Origin of the sequence: Pseudomonas hamedanensis, assembly GCF_014268595.2 — a bacterium.
In the GTDB taxonomy this organism is placed as follows: Bacteria; Pseudomonadota; Gammaproteobacteria; order Pseudomonadales; family Pseudomonadaceae; genus Aquipseudomonas; species Aquipseudomonas hamedanensis.
The window spans coordinates 87739-105007 of the sequence record NZ_CP077091.1 but is presented as its reverse complement, the minus strand read 5'-3'; the positions used below and the strand labels follow the sequence as shown (position 1 = coordinate 105007).

The window sequence follows — 17269 nt, the reverse complement described above, 5'->3', positions numbered from 1 at the left end:
TGTGTCAGGCATCAAGATGTCAGCTGACCGGACGCTATCGCGAGCAGGCTCACTCCTGCAATGGTTTTGTGTCGGGCTTGGGAGGCCGGCGCTTACTCAGTAATCTTCTCGAAGTTGCGATAGAACATATCCCCTTCCCGGCTATCGGTCATCGAGTGCAGTTGATAGCTGCGATTGAGCCTCGCGCCGCCGTCACGGGTCAGCGGGGCCCAGACCAGGTTGGCGCGGCGCATGGTCGACATGCTCATCATCTCGTCGAACGGGATCGACAGGTAGAGGCCTTTGTCGAAGCTACCTTCGCCATATTCGGCGCTGCTGGCCGTGGTGATCGTCGCCCATGCCCCCACACGCACGCCGTTGAAGAACTCCCGCGAAATGTCCACGGTCGTGCCCCAGTCGCCGGCCAGGTAGCGGCCAACGCTGACCGCAGCCAGCGTGTCGAACGGCAGGTCGGTGTAGCCAGTGATGTGCCCGGTCACCACCGAGTAGTCGCGCAAGGCAAATCCCTGATCGAAATCGCGCTGACGTACCCAGTTGATGTCCGCCCCCAGCGACCAGCGTTCGCCGGTCGGACGGAACAACACTTCAGCGCCGACACCGGCAAACATCGACTCCAGATAACCGCCGTAGACCATGCCGTACAGGTCTTTATCCAACTGCTCGGCGTGGCTGACCTGAAATAACGGCATGGTGGTATTGGAGGTGGTCAGGTACTGACGCAAGTCCGTGCGCACACGGGGCAAACCGCTCGGCGCGTCATAGCTGAATTTGTCGAAGTTGTTCGCCAGGTTCGCGCTGAGCAAGCCGCTCCACCAGGTGTTGCGATTGAAGCGATATTCGGCATCAGCATCGGCACTGAATTGATAGAGCAAGCCGTCCGGGCCGCCGACGTTCTGTTTGAAGCCCAAGCCCACGCCATAACTGAAATGCTGCGGCGCTTCGGTGTAGAGGGTTTTTTCGTTGTGCGGCATCGCCGGGTTGATCTCGGTGGTGCGGTGCAGCGACAGCAGCGGCTCTTCGTTGTTGACCACCTCGCGAAAGGTCTGGCGCGGCACGCTGGTTTCTTCCAGCGGCAGGTCGTAGCGCTTGTTGACCACAGTGAACCAGTCGATGTCGTCGTTGACGCTGTTATCAAGAATCCGGCTCGCCCGCCCGACGGCCTTGGACGAATGGAAATAACGCTGCTGCTCGCCATAGACGATCAGCTCGGAATCACGCTGGCTGATGCGCTCGACCTTGTAACCGGCATTCTGCTGCAAGCGTTTGGACACGTCGGCCCAGTCGACCTGCTCCATGGTCTTGGTCGGCGCTTTCGCCGGCAGCGGTTCCGGCGTGGGGTCGTAGGTTTTGGCGGGCGCCTGGCGGCTGACGAAGTTGGTGTGGAAAGTCACACCGAACATCGCGGTGTTGCCACGCTCCCAAGCCGCACTGAGATCGATCGAATCGGTCACCTTGAACACCGCGCCGAGGTTGATCGGCGAGTCCTGCTTGATCTCGTTGTCCTTCGGTTCGTTTTTGTAATCGTTGCCGTCAAATTCAAGCTTCAGGCTCAGGCGATCCCAGGGCGTCTGGTAACTCACGCCGCCGAAGAACGACGGCCGGCCACGAAAATACGAACCGGCATTGACGTCACCGGTGCCTTCGGTTTCCGGGCGGGTCTTGAAGCGCTCGCTGGCAAAGCCCAACGGGTTATCGAAGTCGCCACGGTTGCCGATGTAGCCCCAGGCGATGCCCGCGCTGAAATCGAAATTGTCGTAGCGCTTGTTGGCGACGAAAAACTCACTGGAAAACAAACCGGTACCACCGATATCTCGGAAGCCCAGCGCCACTTCCGGCGCCCAGTGACTTTCTTCCCACAGCCGGACTTTGGCATCAACCGCCTTGTCCTTATAGCTTTGGCTGCCGCTCAGGGCCTCCGAGCCGTAAGGCCGGTTGGTGATCGCGGTGTAGCGAAACGAGCCTTCGAGCCAGTCCAGCGGCTGCAACGACACGCTGTAGCGACTGTAAGGGTCGGTGCGGTTGGCGTTGACGCTCAACTCGCCGGCCGGGGCCATGCGTGCGGTCGGCGTCTGCAGCAGACCGGCGCCACCGAAGTCATTCTGGGTAATGCGCGGCTCGGCATGAGCCAGACCGCAAGGCAATAACAACACAGCTGCAAAACGTAACTTCAACGAACCACCTCGGCCAGCTGCGTGGCAATGAATTCGGCCAACTGCTGATTCAGTTCAGGAAGAGGCGGATCTAGATCATCATTTTTAAGCGGCACCAGAATCCGGCTGCCGGCCACGGGAAAGTGCCCGCTTTCGCGATTCCAGTGGGCGATGCCGACGCGCCGTGAAACGCCGTTGGGCTGAATCAGCCACAGGTAGTCGGCTTCGGCGTCGGCCAGAATCGTGCAGCCCTGCAGATATTCACGGGCCTCCTGCAACGGCTGATACGGCAGGTGGCAAGGCTCGGCGACAGCGCCCAACACTTCGACCTCGTCAACGCGTTTGGGGTAGATCAGGCGATCGCCATCGTCGAGACGAATGTTGCGGGCGAAACCGACTTCCAGCGCTACCGGATCAAGGTCGGCGATCTGCCGCCCGGTGACCGGCATTTGCCGCACTTGCTCGGCAATCTGCTGCGCCAGCGCCGCCCTGCTCGGCCGGTCGAACAGCGTGGCCATGCGCTGCAACACGTCGAGATCAAACAACACGCCGACCTTGAGCCGCGTCTGCTGTTCGACCAGCGACTTGCGCAGCAACACGCCTGCCAGCCAATACCCTTCGGCATTGGGCACAGCCTCGCTGATCACATCGAGCAAGCGCCCGCCGGGTGGCAACTCGATCGCCCCGGGGTTGGCGACATCGCCGGAAACGGTGACGGCTGCGTGACCCGTGCCGCTCAGCAGCATCAGGCACAACGATAAATAACCGAGGCGCTTCACGGCAGATGCCTGCGATCAGGCGTCAGTTGTACGATTTTCACGCGCAGTTGCGAGGTCAATTGCTGCTCGCTCTGCACGATGAAACCGTCACGCGGATCGACCCAGTAACGATTGGTCGCGCGCAGGCCGATGGCCGGGGCGTCAATCTGCTCGTCGATACGCAGCACGGTATAGGCCTTGTCGAGGATCTCCAGGGTTTCGCTGGCGCGGCGGGAGAAGCGGCTGTTGACGATGACGCCGACTTCCTGGCCCTTGTACAGGTCGATCCAGCGCCGTGTGGCAAAGCCGTCGGCGACGTGGTGCAGACCGTGTTTGAACGGCGCGTCATCGGCCAGCCGCGTGCCGTCCAGATCACCTTCCAGGCCCAGGCCGATACTGCGTACGGCGAGGCCGTTACGCAGTAGCAACACCTGTTTGCCGGACGCGACCCAGAACTGCAGGTCCTCACGTTCGCGTACCAGCGCCAGTACCCCGGAGCCGGACGGCGTGGTCAGTTTCAATTGCGGATAGTTGACCCCGGCCACTTCGGCGGGGCTCACCTCTACTTCGTCCGGACCGACGGCCGCTGCCTTGAGGTTGTTCAAGGACGCGCTCATCAACGGATTACAGCCGCACAGCAATAAGGCCGCCATCAGGCAGACGCCCGCTTTCAAAGTCTTCACAGTCGGGCGGCCTTATTTGCTGTTGTTACTGTATTCGCTCCAGTTCTTCGCAGCGGAAGCCCCGGTACCGACAATCGACGCCGACGGCACCAACTGGCTGATGAAGCGGTTCCAGCGCGTCACGTTGGCCGGGCCGACATACACAACGTCCTGCGGGCGAACCTGGAAGTGCGAGGCGAGTGCCATGGCGGTCGGCGATTCGGCTTCGAGCTGGTAGATCTTCGCCGGTTCGACATCAAGGTTTTCCACCCCGCGAATGACGTACACGGCGTTGCCGTTGGAGGTGGTCTGGCTCAAACCGCCGACCGAACCGAGCACATCGGAAAGGTTCATCGTCGCCGTCTTGAAACTCAGGGCACGTGGCTGGTTGACCTCGCCCATGACGTAGATACGTTTGTTGTCGTTGTACGGCAGATACAGCTGATCGCCGCCCTTGAGGAAGACGTTCTGCAACTCGGAATCCTGCTGGTTGAGCGAGTCCAGATTCAGCGGATAGACACGCCCGTTACGCGTCAGCAACAACCCGGACAAGTCGGCATTGTTGGTGTCGATTCCGGCGGAACCAAGCGCCTCGACCACGCTCAGCGGGTTGGTTGAAATCGCCTGCGGGCCGGCTTTGGTGACCGCACCGGTGACCACGACTTTCTGGCTGGCAAAACGCAACACCGCGACATCCACCTGCGGCTCGGCGATGAACGCCGACAGCCGTTGCTCGATGTCCGAACGCAGTTGCTGGATGGTCCGGCCAGCGGCCTGGACTTCCTTGATGAACGGGTAGTAGAGCGTGCCATCGGAGCGCACCAGGCGGCCGTTGGCATCGATCTGTTGCTGCGCGCCGGACGGGGCGGTCAGCTCGGGGTGGTCCCAGACCGTGATGTACAACACATCGTTGTTGCCGATGCGGTATTCGGCCGGGGTCGCCAGCAATTCCGGCGGCAACGTCTCACGCTTTTGCGTGGCGCGATTCATGGAAATCAGCTTGGGCGTGATCGGAATCAGCTCGACCCGGCTGCTTTCACTGGCGCCCTGGCGGGTGATGCTGCCGGTGCTCAGGTATTGACCGGGGGAAAACATGCAACCTTGCAAAGCGAGACTTGCCAACATTAAAAGATAAACACTACGAGTCATAATGGCACTACGCTATTCAAGGGCGAATCCAAAAACAAAGTCACCCGACTTGCGTCGGGCGACCCTGTACTGCACTAACAAATGTTCCTGTTAGTTATGCGTGCCGGTTGTACCGGTGGTACCCGTCGTACCGGTGGTACCGCCATTGGCACTGCCACCGCTGTTGGACGCCGCTACAGCACTGGCAACCATTGCAGTACTGGCAGCGGGCGCTTGAGAAGCCGCCACACTGCCACCTACATTGGTTACCGCTGTCAGCGGCGCTTCAGCGGCGGCAGCCCAGTTGCTCAACATCGTCAACAGGGCAACTGCCATCACTTTTTTCATAACAACTCCTTTCTAACATTCGACCTGTTAAAAAACCGGCCTGAGTTAGAGTTGGTAGCGTTCAAGTCCGCCATAAGCGCGAACAAGATCCGTTGTTCTTTCACAGTCTTACCCAACTGATAAAAGTCGAACGGCAGGTTTATATCTACGGACTTGTAAAAGGCATTGCCAGTGTAATTTCCCGACGTTATCTAACAACCTGACTGAAAATAACATTGGGCTAATTGGCCATCATCCCGCGTAACCGTTGGGATGGTTCGACTGCCAGCGCCAGGTATCAGTGACCATGTCCTGCAAACTGCGCGTGGCTTTCCAGCCAAGCTCTTTCGCCGCTTTCGAGGCATCGGCAAAGCTCTCGGCAATGTCACCGGCACGGCGCGGCATCATGCGATACGGCACCGGCCGGCCGCAGGCCTGTTCGAAGGCATGCAGCACTTGCAACACGCTATAGCCGTCGCCCGTGCCAAGATTCCAAGTGTGGATACCGCTGCGCTCGCTGATCGATTGCAGGGCTTTCAAATGCCCGTCGGCCAAATCGACGACGTGGATGTAATCGCGCACGCCGGTGCCATCGACCGTCGGGTAGTCGTTGCCGAAGATCGACAGTTCGCGCAGGCTGCCGACTGCGACCTGGCTGATATACGGCACGAGGTTATTGGGAATGCCGTTGGGGTCTTCACCCATGTGTCCGCTGGCGTGGGCGCCGATCGGGTTGAAGTAGCGCAGCAGCGCAATGCTCCAGCGCGGCTCGGCCAGGCTCAGGTCGCGCAGCACGTTCTCGACGATCAGCTTGGACTGACCGTAGGGATTGGTCGGATTACCCGTGGGAAAATCCTCGCGGATCGGCATCTGCGCAGGCTCACCGTACACCGTCGCCGATGAACTGAAGACCAGGCGAAACACCCCCGCCGCCGCCATCGCCTGGCACAGCGTGATGCTGCCGCCGACGTTGGTTTCGTAGTAGTCGAGCGGCTTGCGCACGCTCTCGCCGACCGCCTTGAGCCCGGCGAAATGCAGCACCGCGTCAATCCGGTGCTCGCGAAAAATCCGATCAAGCAGCGCACGGTCGCAGACATCGCCGCGGATCATCCACGCGCTCTTGCCGCAGATGGCTTCGATGGCGTGCAGTGCCGCATCGCTGCTGTTGCAAAGATTATCCAGAACAACAACTTCATAACCTGCTTCGAGCAGTGCAAGTGTGGTGTGCGAGCCGATATAGCCGGCGCCCCCGGTGACCAGAATTTTCATAGCGCGGTCCGTCATTGATAAGTACCCGGTAGCGTGTCAAGCCTCATGCAGTGAATGTGTGTGGCAGTCCACATAAACAAGGCGACAACAACCTTTAACAAAATTAGTTCAACCACTGGTAATAAATATTTTTCCGGGTCAAACTCTGTTGGCGGATACTTATTAGCACTCCCTGCGCACTTACCACTATTAGCAGATGCCGACTAAAAATAACTAATAATGCTCTGACCGACATCGCATAACATTGCAGCATTTAACCGCCACTGCGCATTGCCATTAACAACCTGGCTACTGTATTAAAGTAGCCCTTCAATCATCATTGATAACTTGCAGCCGGTTCTTTCGGCTTGCAACCGTCGCCTGTGTTCCATGACTGTCCAGGATGTTTTTATGATTCGTAAATGTTTGTTCCCCGCTGCCGGTTATGGCACGCGTTTTCTGCCGGCCACCAAAGCCATGCCGAAAGAGATGCTGCCGATCGTCAACAAGCCATTGATCGAATACGCCGTTGAAGAAGCGCGGGACGCCGGTCTGCAACACATGGCCATCGTCACCGGTCGCGGCAAGCGTGCGCTGGAAGACCATTTCGACATCAGCTACGAACTCGAACACCAGATCCGCGGCACTGAAAAAGAGAAATTTCTTGCCGGCACCCGTGAGCTGATCGACACCTGCACCTTTTCGTATACCCGCCAAGTGGAAATGAAGGGCCTGGGCCACGCCATTCTCAGCGGCCGCCCGTTGATCGGTGACGAACCCTTCGCCGTGGTGCTGGCCGATGACCTCTGCCTGAACCTGGAAGGCGATGGCGTGCTGACCCAGATGATCCAGCTGTACAAGAAATTCCGCTGCTCGATCGTTGCCATCCAGGAAGTCCCGGCGGACCAGACCCACAAGTACGGGGTGATCGCCGGCGAGCTGATTTCCGACGGTATTTACCGGGTCAACAACATGGTGGAAAAACCGGCACCGCAAGACGCACCGTCGAACCTGGCGATCATTGGTCGCTACATCCTGACGCCAGACATTTTCGACCTGATCGCCGACACCCAACCGGGCAAGGGCGGCGAGATCCAGATCACCGACGCGCTGATGAAACAGGCGCAGAACGGTTGCGTGCTGGCCTACAAATTCAAGGGCCTGCGCTTTGACTGCGGCGACGCCGAGGGTTATCTGCAAGCGACCAATTTCTGCTACGAGAACGTGTACCTCAAGGGCCGCTGAGACGGCTTTCACTCACAACAGGCGGACAACCATGAACATTGCACAACATTCGACAGAGATTGAACGTGAGGTAGACAACCTCGGGGTGATGAGCTGGTTGTCCCGCCATCAACCGTTGCCCAGCGCCAATGAATCCTGGCTGGGCACGATTCTGCTGGTGGAGCGCATCGGCGTGTTTCCCGCGTCCGGCGATATCCGCCGACCGATGCGCGATCCCTATCCCCTGCTCGCTCATTTGAAGCAACTGTATGGCGAGCAGGCGCTGGAAATGGATGACCGCGATGGGCTGAAAGTGATTTTCAGCGACTGGCGCTTTCGCGTGCGCCTGTGCTGTAACGACCCGGCGATTATCATCAACGTGGAAACCCGTTGTGATACGCGGTTAATGCCGCAGAAGCTCGACGAACTGCTCGATCAAATCGATAACTTCGCCCCTGCGAAATGATCGTTCCCACGCTCCGCGTGGGAATGCATCCTGTGACGCTCTGCGTCACGCTTCGATGGGACGCGGAGCGTCCCGGGCGGCATTCCCATGCAGAGCGTGGGAACGATCACCGTGCCCCCACATCAGCGTAGGGCAGCGCCGCACTCAGGATTGCCACCCATAATCCAGCCATAAAAATAATCGGCAATCACCTTGCCGCCCGTGGCCGGCAGCGGATGAATCTTGTCCGGGCCGATCATTGCCGCAGCGTAGCGTTTAACGTCGGGGCCGAAAGCGCACTGCAGATTGGCGAAGCCCAAATGCTGCTCGCGCGCCCAGGGTTCGAGTACCTGCGCATACGCCGACATCGGATAGGCGCTGGAGCGCGTGGTGTCCTGACGCATGATCAGGTTAATGCTCGCCGCAGGCTGAATCTCGCGCAGCATGCTCACCAGGCCCTGAACGTTTTGTAGGTACTGCACAGGCTTGACGCCAAAACCCTGGTCGTTGCCGCCGAGCATGATCAGGTAAACGTCGGCCGGAATCTTTGCCACGACTGCTTTCCACTGCGTCTGCCACTGTGGATCCTTGTGGTAGAAGTCAGCTGACGCAGCCCCGGACGCTGCCAGTTTCGACACCCGTACACCCTGCTGATCGTTACTCATCCACAGGCCGAACAACGTCGGTGCGCCCTGCACCACTTCCATTTTGAACGACCAGTCTGCCGCCGACGGTGCGTCGGGCAGCGCGACTTCCTGAACGCCCGAGCCTTCAAGCTGCAAGGGCCGCCAGTCTTGCGAGGGTGTCCAGCGATAGCGGATTTCGTGAGGCTCACCGTTGCCCAGATAGAGCAATTTCGCCTGGGTGACGGTGGTGTCGATCGCGGGTGTCGGACTGGCGTCAATCTGCAGCCATGCACCGGGCTTGCCCGTCACTGTGCGACTGTCAGGACTGGCCTGGCCGAGGTCGGAAACTTTCCAGCCACCACCGAAGTATTTGTCGCTGCTGCGGGTGTATTTGAAGTGCGAGCCGCCCAGCGCCGCGCCGTGGTTGAAGCCGACGTAACCGGGGCCGGCGAAGCCCACTTCGCCGGCCACTCGCTGCACCAGTTTGTTCAGGTAGAAATCCTGCCCGGCGGTGTAGCTGTCGCCGATCACCGAGACCGACAAGACCTTGCCGGCCTTACCCTCGCGCCACTGCGCAAACCGCTCGCGGGCATCGCCCACCTCGATGACCGAGGCGGCGACTGGTTGAGGGGCGTCTACTGGCAACATTCGATATTTCCTTTGTCTGTGATGCCCTCTGTCGGGACGTCTGTCGTACACAAATCAACTGTAGGAGTGAGCCTGCTCGCGATAGCGGTCTATCAGATAAAAATTTATTGACTGATCCACCGCTATCGCGAGCAGGCTCACTCCTACAGGGGTTTTGTGTACAGCATGGAACAGTGTTCAGCTGTTTTGCGTCTGCACAACAGGTGTCACGATTGTTGGCGGTTTCTGCTTCGCCGCGCGCTCTCCGAGGAACAACACGGAGGTGAAATTGAACCGACTGAACACCATCGCCAACACCACTGGCCCGAGCAAGCCACAACTCCAGCCGCCCAGCACCAACAGGCTTTCATCCTTCACGCCCAGGCGCCCGAGCACAAACCGCGACGTCGCGGCGAACAGCACATGAAACAGAAAAATCGCATAAGAATAACCGCCCAGCCAGGTGAGCGCCCTGGAACGCATGTCGCTGGACAACAAGGCGAAGCACGACACACAACCCACAATCAGCCCGACCACACTGCGACGGTCGACAATCAACTCGCGATCCATCGCCGCCACGTACAGCAGCGTCAGCGAGATCACCACAAACAGCAGTGGCCCGCTGACTTTGAACGTGCGTTTCAAGCGCTCGACGTTTTCCTGGCCGATCATCCCCGCGACAAAAAATGGCAGCAGGTAAATCGCGCCGTTGATGCCGAACGCATCCAGCGGCAACGGCGGCAGCAAAAACAACACAGCTGCAAATGCAAACAGCCCATACAGCCGCGTCGCCGAACGCAGCAGGCCGCGCCACTCCAGCAGGCCGACGAACATGAAGATGATGAACACCGCCTGCAAAAACCAGAAGTGGTTGATCGGCACCCAGAACGACAACAGCGCATCGATCACGCCGACGTCTTTGTTCACCCCCGGCCCCACCGCTTGCAATACCGAAAACGGCACACCGACGCAAAACAGCGGCACGATCAAGCGCCGCACCTTGCCGCTGAAAAACGCCGAAAAATCATTGCCGCGAATCTTGTAGATCGAATAGATGTACCCGGAAATGAAGGTGAACAGCGGCATGCGCACATACACCATCGAATCGGCGAGCACCCGAAACGGCGAGCCGATGTCGATCTTCAAGCCGCCGCCCAGCGGTCCGATGACGTGATAGAGCACCAGCAGCAGGCACGCCAGGCCGCGCAGGGTTTCGATTTCCAGGGATTTTTTCTTGCTCGACATAGAGCACCTGCCTTAAGTGAGAATTCGTGATTCGACCTGCGCCGGTTTGTTCGCGCGCAGCATCAATCCCAGGCCAACGAACAACACCGGCACCACCATCGAGAAGTGCCGGGCGAAGGAGCCGAAGTCTGGCTCGAACAAGCCCTGCACCAGCAGAAACGCCAACGGAATCGCGATCAGTTCCTTGGGTTTGGTCTGGATCGGCGCGCCCTTGTAATCGGTCGAAGTGATGACTTTGAACAGCAGCAGCGCGGTCATGATCATCAGCGCAACGAAGATCACCTGCCCCGGCCCGGACAGCAGAATCAGCTCCACCGGGAACGACAGGCGAAAGAAAATGATCATCGAGTCCAGCGCCTGCGAGACGAAGTCGCTGCCGCTGAGCCACGAGACGATCAGCGACTTGGAGCCCTCCTCGCCCGCCGTGCGCAGCTCGTTGTTGCTGGCGCGAATCGACGACACCGGAAAGCCCAGCGCCACCTGAATCGCCATCGCCACCGCCAGGTAAAACAGGAACAGCATCAGAAAGAAGGTGAAGCGCGACACGTATTTTTTCATCACGCAGACGCCGACCCACGACAGCGAAAACAGAATCCAGTAAGGGCGGATCAACACGCCGTAAATGACCGCTGAGAGGAAAAAGCCGCCGCGATATTTGCGCGTCAACGAGCTGAGCAAAATGCTCAGCACCGCCACCGAAACGATAATTTCCTTGGTCAGGTTCTCGAGGAAAAACGAACGCACAACGCCCCACAGGCACAGGGTGCCGAAGATCGTCAGCGGCATGCGCCGAAAGACAATCACCGGAATCGCCGTGAGGAAGAAATTGCAGAACATGCCGTAGGCCCAGGCATTGGTCAGGTTGATCCCGGTGGGCCGCAGCAGGAACGCCGAACACTCGTAGGACGAGCGATCCGGCGAGAATGGGTTCCAGAAATTGCAGTTGTCGGCGCGCGCGTAGGACGACCACAAGGTCATCGCGTCCGGGCCCGGATCGCGGGGTACCAGCAGCGGCATTGCCACCGACAGAAACAGCCCGGTGAACAGGATCAGGAACGAAATGGACGAATCGAGTCTGCGCCCACGAAACTCGATGCACGGCAGCTTCAGGCCCATGACAGCGCGGCCTTCTTCGCGCCGGTGACGCGAGTCAACAGGGCAATCACGGCCAGTTGCACGACGATCGCAAAGACATTGCCCCACGCCGCGCCATAGATCGAGTAATGCTTGATCAGCAGGTAGCTGACCGGCACCGAAATCATCAGGCAGAGGGCCGCGCTGGCCAGCGATACCCGGCTGTTTTTCGAAGCGATCAAGCCGCCCCAGACGATGTCGCCAATTGCGCGCAAGGCGAAGGAAAAGATCAGCACGCCGAGGATTGCGTTGTCCGGACGCGGGACGCTGGTGGCGACATAATCGAGCACCACGTTGAAGAACAGATAAATCGCCACCGCCACCGCAGCCGAGACGACCAACGAGCGCATCACCCACTTGTTGATAAAGAGTTGCTTGACCGTGAACGCCTGCTGATCAGCCTGGAAACGCTTGGCCAACACCGGAATGCCGACCACCGCCACCACCGCATACGACAACGCCTGCAAAGTGTTCGCTGCCGACCACGCATAGACGTATTTGCCGAGGCTGGCGTAGGGTTCCAGATCGATGATCAGAAAGCGCTCGGCGTACTGACTCAGGGCAATCAGCCCGGTGCCGAGATAGAACGGCAACCCGGCTTTCCACACGGTCGCGGTGTCCAGCGCCACCGCTTCGCGGCCTTTGTGTACCTTCACCACAATCAGGTAACCGACCGCGATCACCAACACGTTGGCGACCACCCACAGCCACAACACACTGGCGATGCCCGCGACCCAACCGAGCATCATCCCGCCCACCGCCAACAGCGCCCAGAGGCCAGTCTTGATGAAGAACAGCAAGGCCCCTGCCGTGGCTTTTTGCGCAGAGAACACGAATGAGTTGATCTCGAACGACAGGTGCTCGGTGAGCAACACCAGGGTCACGCAAAGGATTAGCAACGCCGCCGCTTCCACCTGCTGGAACAGCGAATACACCAGCACCGTCGCCACCGACAGCAGCAGCCCCACCGCCAGGTACAGCAGCAGGACTTTGTCGACCACACGACGGGAACTGCCACCCACGCTGATCAGCCGGTTGATCTCGGAACTGAAACCCACACTGTAAAACTTCGAAGCGATCAGCGACGCCGCGACCACCACGCCGTAAAAACCCAGCGCCTCATAACCGAGGTAATGAGTGATCGCCAGCACCAGCAAGAACTTCGCGCCCAAGGCTCCGCCGCGAAGCAACAGCCGAAATATCATCGAATGACACCCTTGATGATCTCGTCCATGGCCACGGTCTTCGCCTCGATTTCGCGGCAGGTGTCGGTCAGGCGCTGGCCGAAATCAGACAATGCGTTGGGCTTGTAAACCGTGTTGATGATGGTGTCGACATCGATGTCGCCGCCATTGATCACCCAGTCTTCCACGCCCATGTCCTGATACGCGCCAAAGCCCTTGCGCTCGTAGCTGATGTGATACGCCGGCACGCCGGAGAGCAGCGATTCGATCGCACCGTGCAAGCGCACGGAAATCACCAGATCCGGTTGGTATTTGGCGATGGTCGCCTTCAGTGACAGCAGGTCTTCGGTAATACCCAACTCGCGATAGAACGCCCCGTCATCGTTGCCGCGCACAGCACTCTGCACGGCGCAGACCACTTTGCTTTTGTTCTTCAGGCGCTGCAGTAACAGCTTGAGATTGGCGACATAAGCGAGCTTCTTTTCCTTGCTCCACTCCGGCGGCTTGCGCAGTACCACGCAGACCGTGGCCGGCGAGGCGGCGCAGCGGGTGAATTTCGGTTGCGCGAGGATCTTGCTCGCCAGCGACTGCACCGCCAGATCCGGCGCGCGATAGACATTTTCATAGGCGTCGAAGATCGCCGAAGAACGGTTGTCGCGCACAAACACAGCGTCGGCACCGGCGTAGTGTTCAACGATCTTGCTGCTCTCGCCGTGGAACGGACCGATGCTTTGCGGCAAGTACACCGACGGCACTTTGCTGAGAATCGCCGTCTCCAGTTGCTTGGCGTGACCGAGCTTTAACTTGATGTGTTCGAAAGCGCTTTTGGAGCGCATGTAGCCGCCGCCGACACCCACGATCAGGTCGGTTTTTTTCAGCAGTTCGGCGAGCCCGGCATAGGACTGATTGAGGAACACCGCTTGCTTGACCCGGCCCAGTCCCTTGGCCGCCATCACTGGCGCGTCGAAGCGCGGGTGCGGCAAGTAGCTGAAGGAGTCCGGATCGGAGGCCACGACATTGATCGAAGTGTCCTCACCAAAATTGCGCTGCACCAGGGCAATCGCCAGATCGACGAGCAAGCCGTCACCAGAGTTGGACGCACTGTAGCCATGCAAAATCGTTACGTTCATAAGCTTGAGTTCTACTTAATAAGTGGGAGCGCGATACAAGTCGTAGGTCTGGCGGATCATCAGCGCGGCACTGAAGCGCTCGCGCACGATGCTGCGACCTTCGTTGCCGAGATCGAGCAGGCGTGGCTTCTGGATGATCGTCAGCACATCGGCCAGCGCCTGGTGGTCACCGGACGGAAAGACATAGCCGGACACTTCGTTGGTGACCAGTTCAGGCAGCGAGGTGCAGTTGCTGGCAATCACCGGCAAGCCCATGGCCATGCCTTCGAGCGGGACCATGGCAAAGCCTTCCCAGCGACTGGGCACGATCAGCGCGTCGGCTTTTTGATACAGCGCCTGCACTTCGCCCGGCGTGACCCACGGCAAGTATTCAACCGAGTCCATGGGTGGACATTCGACCGAGTCCTCGTTGACCGCACTGCCGACCACCGTCAATTTCAGGTCGTTGCGGTTGACCTTGGCGTAGGCCTTGAGCAGCACGTCGAAACCTTTCTGGTAGTCGAGGCGGCCGACGAACAGCAGATGAATCGGCTCGCTGCCGGTGGCTTTCGGCGCGTCATCCTTGTGATGAATGCCGTTGTAGATCAGCTTCATGCGCTTGCGCTCGATGCCGAACCGTGCGGCTTTATCCAGCTCGTACTGGCTGACGCAGATGATCACGTCGGTGACTTTTTGCAGCACCCGCTCGATCCACGCATACGCTTTCTGCTTGATCGGCGAGCTTTCCATCAGGAATGAAAACGCGTGCGGGCAGTAGACGATTTTCGGTTTGCGCCAGGGTCGTAACAGCACGCACACGCAACGGCCGATCACCCCGGAAAACGTGCTGTGCAAATGCACCACATCGGGCTTTTCCTTGAGCATCACCTGGGTCAGGCGCCAGGCAAAACGCAACAGCGACGGCACATTGCGGCCACTGCGTGGAAAAGTGCGGATCTGTTGCGGCGCGATGCCGTGCAGCTCCCTGGCCTGGTCCTCGGGGACCAGATAAACCATTTCATACTTCGCCGCGTCACCTTCCGGCGAGGCCGAAATGGTGCGGATGACCGTCGCGACACCACCTTTGATCGTCTCTGCCACGTGCAATATTTTTTTCACAACTCACCCACTTCAAACAGGAAAAAAAACAATCGCTGACAGTCAGGCCTTGTCGGACGCGTATTCGTAGTTGTAATAGCCGTTGCCGCCGTAATAGCTGGCCGCACGCTTCTCGACGCCGTTGAACACCGCGCCTTTCAACTCGATGCCGTTTTGCGCGAAGCGGCGAATGGTCAGCTCGATCTCTTTGGCCGGGTTCACGCCGAAACGGGTGACGATCAGGCTGATGCCGGCTTCGCGGCCGACGATGGCGGCGTCGGTCACCGCCAGCAGCGGCGGCGTGTCGATGATCACCAGGTCGTAGAGGTCGCTGAGTTGCGCCAGCAGCTCGCGGAAGTTGGCGTGCATCAACAGCTCGGACGGATTGGGCGGGACCTGCCCACGGCTGATGAAGTGCAGGTTGTCGACTTCGACCTTATTGATCGCCTGCTCAAGGGTGCAGCGCTTGACCAGCAGGTCGGACAGACCGTTGGCAATCGGCGTGTCGAGGGTCTTGTGCAAATGACCTTTGCGCATGTCGGCATCGATCAGCACCACGCGCTGACCACTGAGGGCCATGACCGCGGCGAGGTTGGACGAGACGAAGGTCTTGCCGACCTGTGGGCTCGGCCCGGAAATCATGATGCGGTTGTTGGTCGAATCCAGCCCGGCGAAGTGCAGGCAGGTGCGCAGGCTGCGAATCGATTCGATCGACAGATCCGTCGGGTTGCGCAGGGCCAGCAGGTACGCCGGCTTGTCCACACCATCGCGCGCGCGGCCCTTTTTGCTGTCCTCTTCTTCCTGCAAGGCGCTGTACGGAATCGACGCGTACACCGGCAAGCCCAACTGCTCGATGGCCTCGGGACCTTCCAGGCCACGGCTGAGGGATTTGCGCAGCAACACCAGGGCAACGCCGACAAAAGCACCGAGGAATGTGGCGATCAGCACGATCAGCGGTTTTTTCGGTTTGATCGGGCTGGTCAGGTCGACGTCGGCGGTATCGACCAGACGGACGTTGCCGACGGCGCCGGCCCGGACGATGTCCAGCTCCTGGGATTTGTTCAGCAATTGCGTGTAGATCTGCGAGGCCACTTCGACGTCGCGGGTCAGGTTGAGCAATTCCTGTTGAGTGGCCGGCAGGTCCTGAACCTTGCCTTCAAGGGATTTCTGCTGCTGGGTCAACTCGCCAATCTGCGTCATCAACGCGCGGTAGGCCGGGTGCTGTTTGGTGAACTTGCGATCGAGTTCCGCCTGCTGCATTTTCAGCTCGGAAATCCGCGTTTCAAGCGCCACGGACTGACCGAGCACCGATTGCGTTTCCAGCGAGATGTTCACGGTCTTGCCGTGGGTCTGGTAGGCGTTCAAGGCATCGCTGGCCTTGGCCAGATCGCGTTTGACCTGGGGCAGTTGGCTTTGCAGAAACGCCAGGCTCTGCGCCGCTTCCGCCGAGGTGCGACGCACGTTCTGCTCGACGTACAAAGCGGCAATCTTGTTAAGGATTTTCACTGCTTCGGCGGCGTCCGAGCTGGCCAGCGCCAGACGAATGATCCCCGATTCCTTGCCTTGCTCGGAAATGTCCAGCGCGTCCTGATAACCCTGAATGGTCACGATCCGCGGATTGCGCACCACCTGAAAACGTGTGCCGGGATTGGCCGCCAACTGAGCGATCTGCCCTTCTACACCGTCGTTGGCAAACGCCTCACCCGCCACGCCCTCGACGAGCAGGTTGTCGTTTTCATCGAACAGCTGGAAGCGCTGCTGCTCGCCGGCGATCAGCGCGAGTTTCTTGCCGAGCAGGTCTTTCGGCAGTTCGAGCCGGCTGAACTCCAGGCGCTCACCGCCCCAGGCGTAGCTGTTCAGGCCCAAACGCGGCGGCGCGACGCTGGTCTCACTGTCGCCGCGATAGCGACGCGAAAGAAAGCCGCCGATCAACGGGAACGTGTTGGGCGTGACGTCGATGTCCAGGCGCAAATCGTCAACGGTTTTACCGATCACCGCGCGAGACTTGATGATGCCGATTTCGGTCACCGACGGCGATTGCCCACCGAGCATGCTGTTGAGGTCGGAAAAACCGAGCATGTCGTTCTTTTTCGGTTCGACCTGCACCAGTGCATTCGCCAGGTAGACCGGGGTGGCCAGAACCGCATAGGCGACGCCGGTGACCATGAAGGCACCGGTGAGCGCGCCGATCAGCCATTTCTGGTCAATCAGACTGCCAAAGATGCCCATCAGATCAATACTGTCTTGATCGTTGTCACGGTTGCCGATTACGGACGGTAACTGCATAAGTCTGTTCTTACCATT

Annotated in this window: 15 protein-coding genes; 2 read left to right on the top strand and 13 right to left on the bottom strand. The window is 59.3% G+C overall.

What is annotated here, in order from left to right:
- Positions 1-92: 92 nt before the first annotated feature.
- The 6 genes from HU739_RS00470 to galE form a co-directional block, all read right to left on the bottom strand.
- Positions 93-2171 carry a YjbH domain-containing protein gene (locus tag HU739_RS00470; RefSeq protein WP_186550456.1) on the bottom strand — a complete coding sequence of 693 codons (2079 nt, stop codon included), beginning with the start codon at positions 2169-2171 and terminating at the stop codon, positions 93-95.
- Positions 2168-2929: a capsule biosynthesis GfcC family protein gene (locus tag HU739_RS00465; protein WP_407681939.1), complete on the bottom strand. Its 762-nt coding sequence runs from the start codon at positions 2927-2929 to the stop codon at positions 2168-2170. The genes HU739_RS00470 and HU739_RS00465 overlap by 4 nt, the downstream gene beginning before the upstream one ends.
- Positions 2926-3591, bottom strand: a complete 666-nt coding sequence (locus HU739_RS00460) for a YjbF family lipoprotein (protein WP_186550454.1) — start codon at positions 3589-3591, stop codon at positions 2926-2928. The genes HU739_RS00465 and HU739_RS00460 overlap by 4 nt, the downstream gene beginning before the upstream one ends.
- A 12-nt stretch (positions 3592-3603) precedes the next feature.
- Entirely contained in the window at positions 3604-4719 is a 1116-nt protein-coding gene (locus HU739_RS00455) for a polysaccharide biosynthesis/export family protein (RefSeq protein ID WP_186550452.1), read from the bottom strand.
- A 90-nt stretch (positions 4720-4809) separates the two neighbouring features.
- Complete coding sequence (locus HU739_RS00450) at positions 4810-5046, bottom strand: hypothetical protein (protein ID WP_016775457.1); 237 nt, start codon at positions 5044-5046, stop codon at positions 4810-4812.
- A 231-nt stretch (positions 5047-5277) separates the two neighbouring features.
- A complete protein-coding gene (gene galE / locus HU739_RS00445; protein ID WP_186550450.1) occupies positions 5278-6294 on the bottom strand; it encodes a UDP-glucose 4-epimerase GalE in 1017 nt (338 codons plus the stop codon).
- 390 nt (positions 6295-6684) lie between these two features.
- Here galE and galU point away from each other — a divergent pair, with 390 nt between their 5' ends.
- Positions 6685-7518 carry a UTP--glucose-1-phosphate uridylyltransferase GalU gene (gene galU / locus HU739_RS00440; RefSeq protein ID WP_042560129.1) on the top strand — a complete coding sequence of 278 codons (834 nt, stop codon included), beginning with the start codon at positions 6685-6687 and terminating at the stop codon, positions 7516-7518.
- Between the two features lie 31 nt (positions 7519-7549).
- The gene (locus tag HU739_RS00435) at positions 7550-7963 is read left to right on the top strand and encodes a phosphohexomutase domain-containing protein (RefSeq protein WP_186550447.1); all 414 of its coding nucleotides are present in this window, start codon (positions 7550-7552) and stop codon (positions 7961-7963) included.
- 122 nt (positions 7964-8085) lie between these two features.
- Here HU739_RS00435 and HU739_RS00430 read toward each other — a convergent pair whose 3' ends face one another.
- From HU739_RS00430 to HU739_RS00400, 7 genes are all read right to left on the bottom strand, one after another.
- Positions 8086-9216 (bottom strand): SGNH/GDSL hydrolase family protein, encoded by a 1131-nt coding sequence (locus tag HU739_RS00430; RefSeq protein ID WP_186550445.1) that lies wholly within the window; start codon positions 9214-9216, stop codon positions 8086-8088.
- Between the two features lie 177 nt (positions 9217-9393).
- On the bottom strand, positions 9394-10440 hold the full coding sequence (locus HU739_RS00425; RefSeq protein WP_186550442.1) for an acyltransferase family protein: 1047 nt from the start codon (positions 10438-10440) through the stop codon (positions 9394-9396).
- A 12-nt stretch (positions 10441-10452) separates the two neighbouring features.
- Positions 10453-11556 carry a hypothetical protein gene (locus HU739_RS00420; protein ID WP_186550440.1) on the bottom strand — a complete coding sequence of 368 codons (1104 nt, stop codon included), beginning with the start codon at positions 11554-11556 and terminating at the stop codon, positions 10453-10455.
- Positions 11547-12779 carry an MATE family efflux transporter gene (locus HU739_RS00415; protein WP_186550438.1) on the bottom strand — a complete coding sequence of 411 codons (1233 nt, stop codon included), beginning with the start codon at positions 12777-12779 and terminating at the stop codon, positions 11547-11549. Before HU739_RS00415 ends, HU739_RS00420 begins: the two co-directional genes overlap by 10 nt.
- The gene (locus tag HU739_RS00410) at positions 12776-13888 is read right to left on the bottom strand and encodes a polysaccharide pyruvyl transferase family protein (RefSeq protein WP_186550436.1); all 1113 of its coding nucleotides are present in this window, start codon (positions 13886-13888) and stop codon (positions 12776-12778) included. The genes HU739_RS00415 and HU739_RS00410 overlap by 4 nt, the downstream gene beginning before the upstream one ends.
- Before the next feature lie 15 nt (positions 13889-13903).
- Entirely contained in the window at positions 13904-14986 is a 1083-nt protein-coding gene (locus tag HU739_RS00405) for a glycosyltransferase (RefSeq protein WP_186550434.1), read from the bottom strand.
- A 42-nt stretch (positions 14987-15028) separates the two neighbouring features.
- A complete protein-coding gene (locus HU739_RS00400) occupies positions 15029-17251 on the bottom strand; it encodes a polysaccharide biosynthesis tyrosine autokinase (RefSeq protein ID WP_186550432.1) in 2223 nt (740 codons plus the stop codon).
- Positions 17252-17269 lie beyond the last annotated feature (18 nt).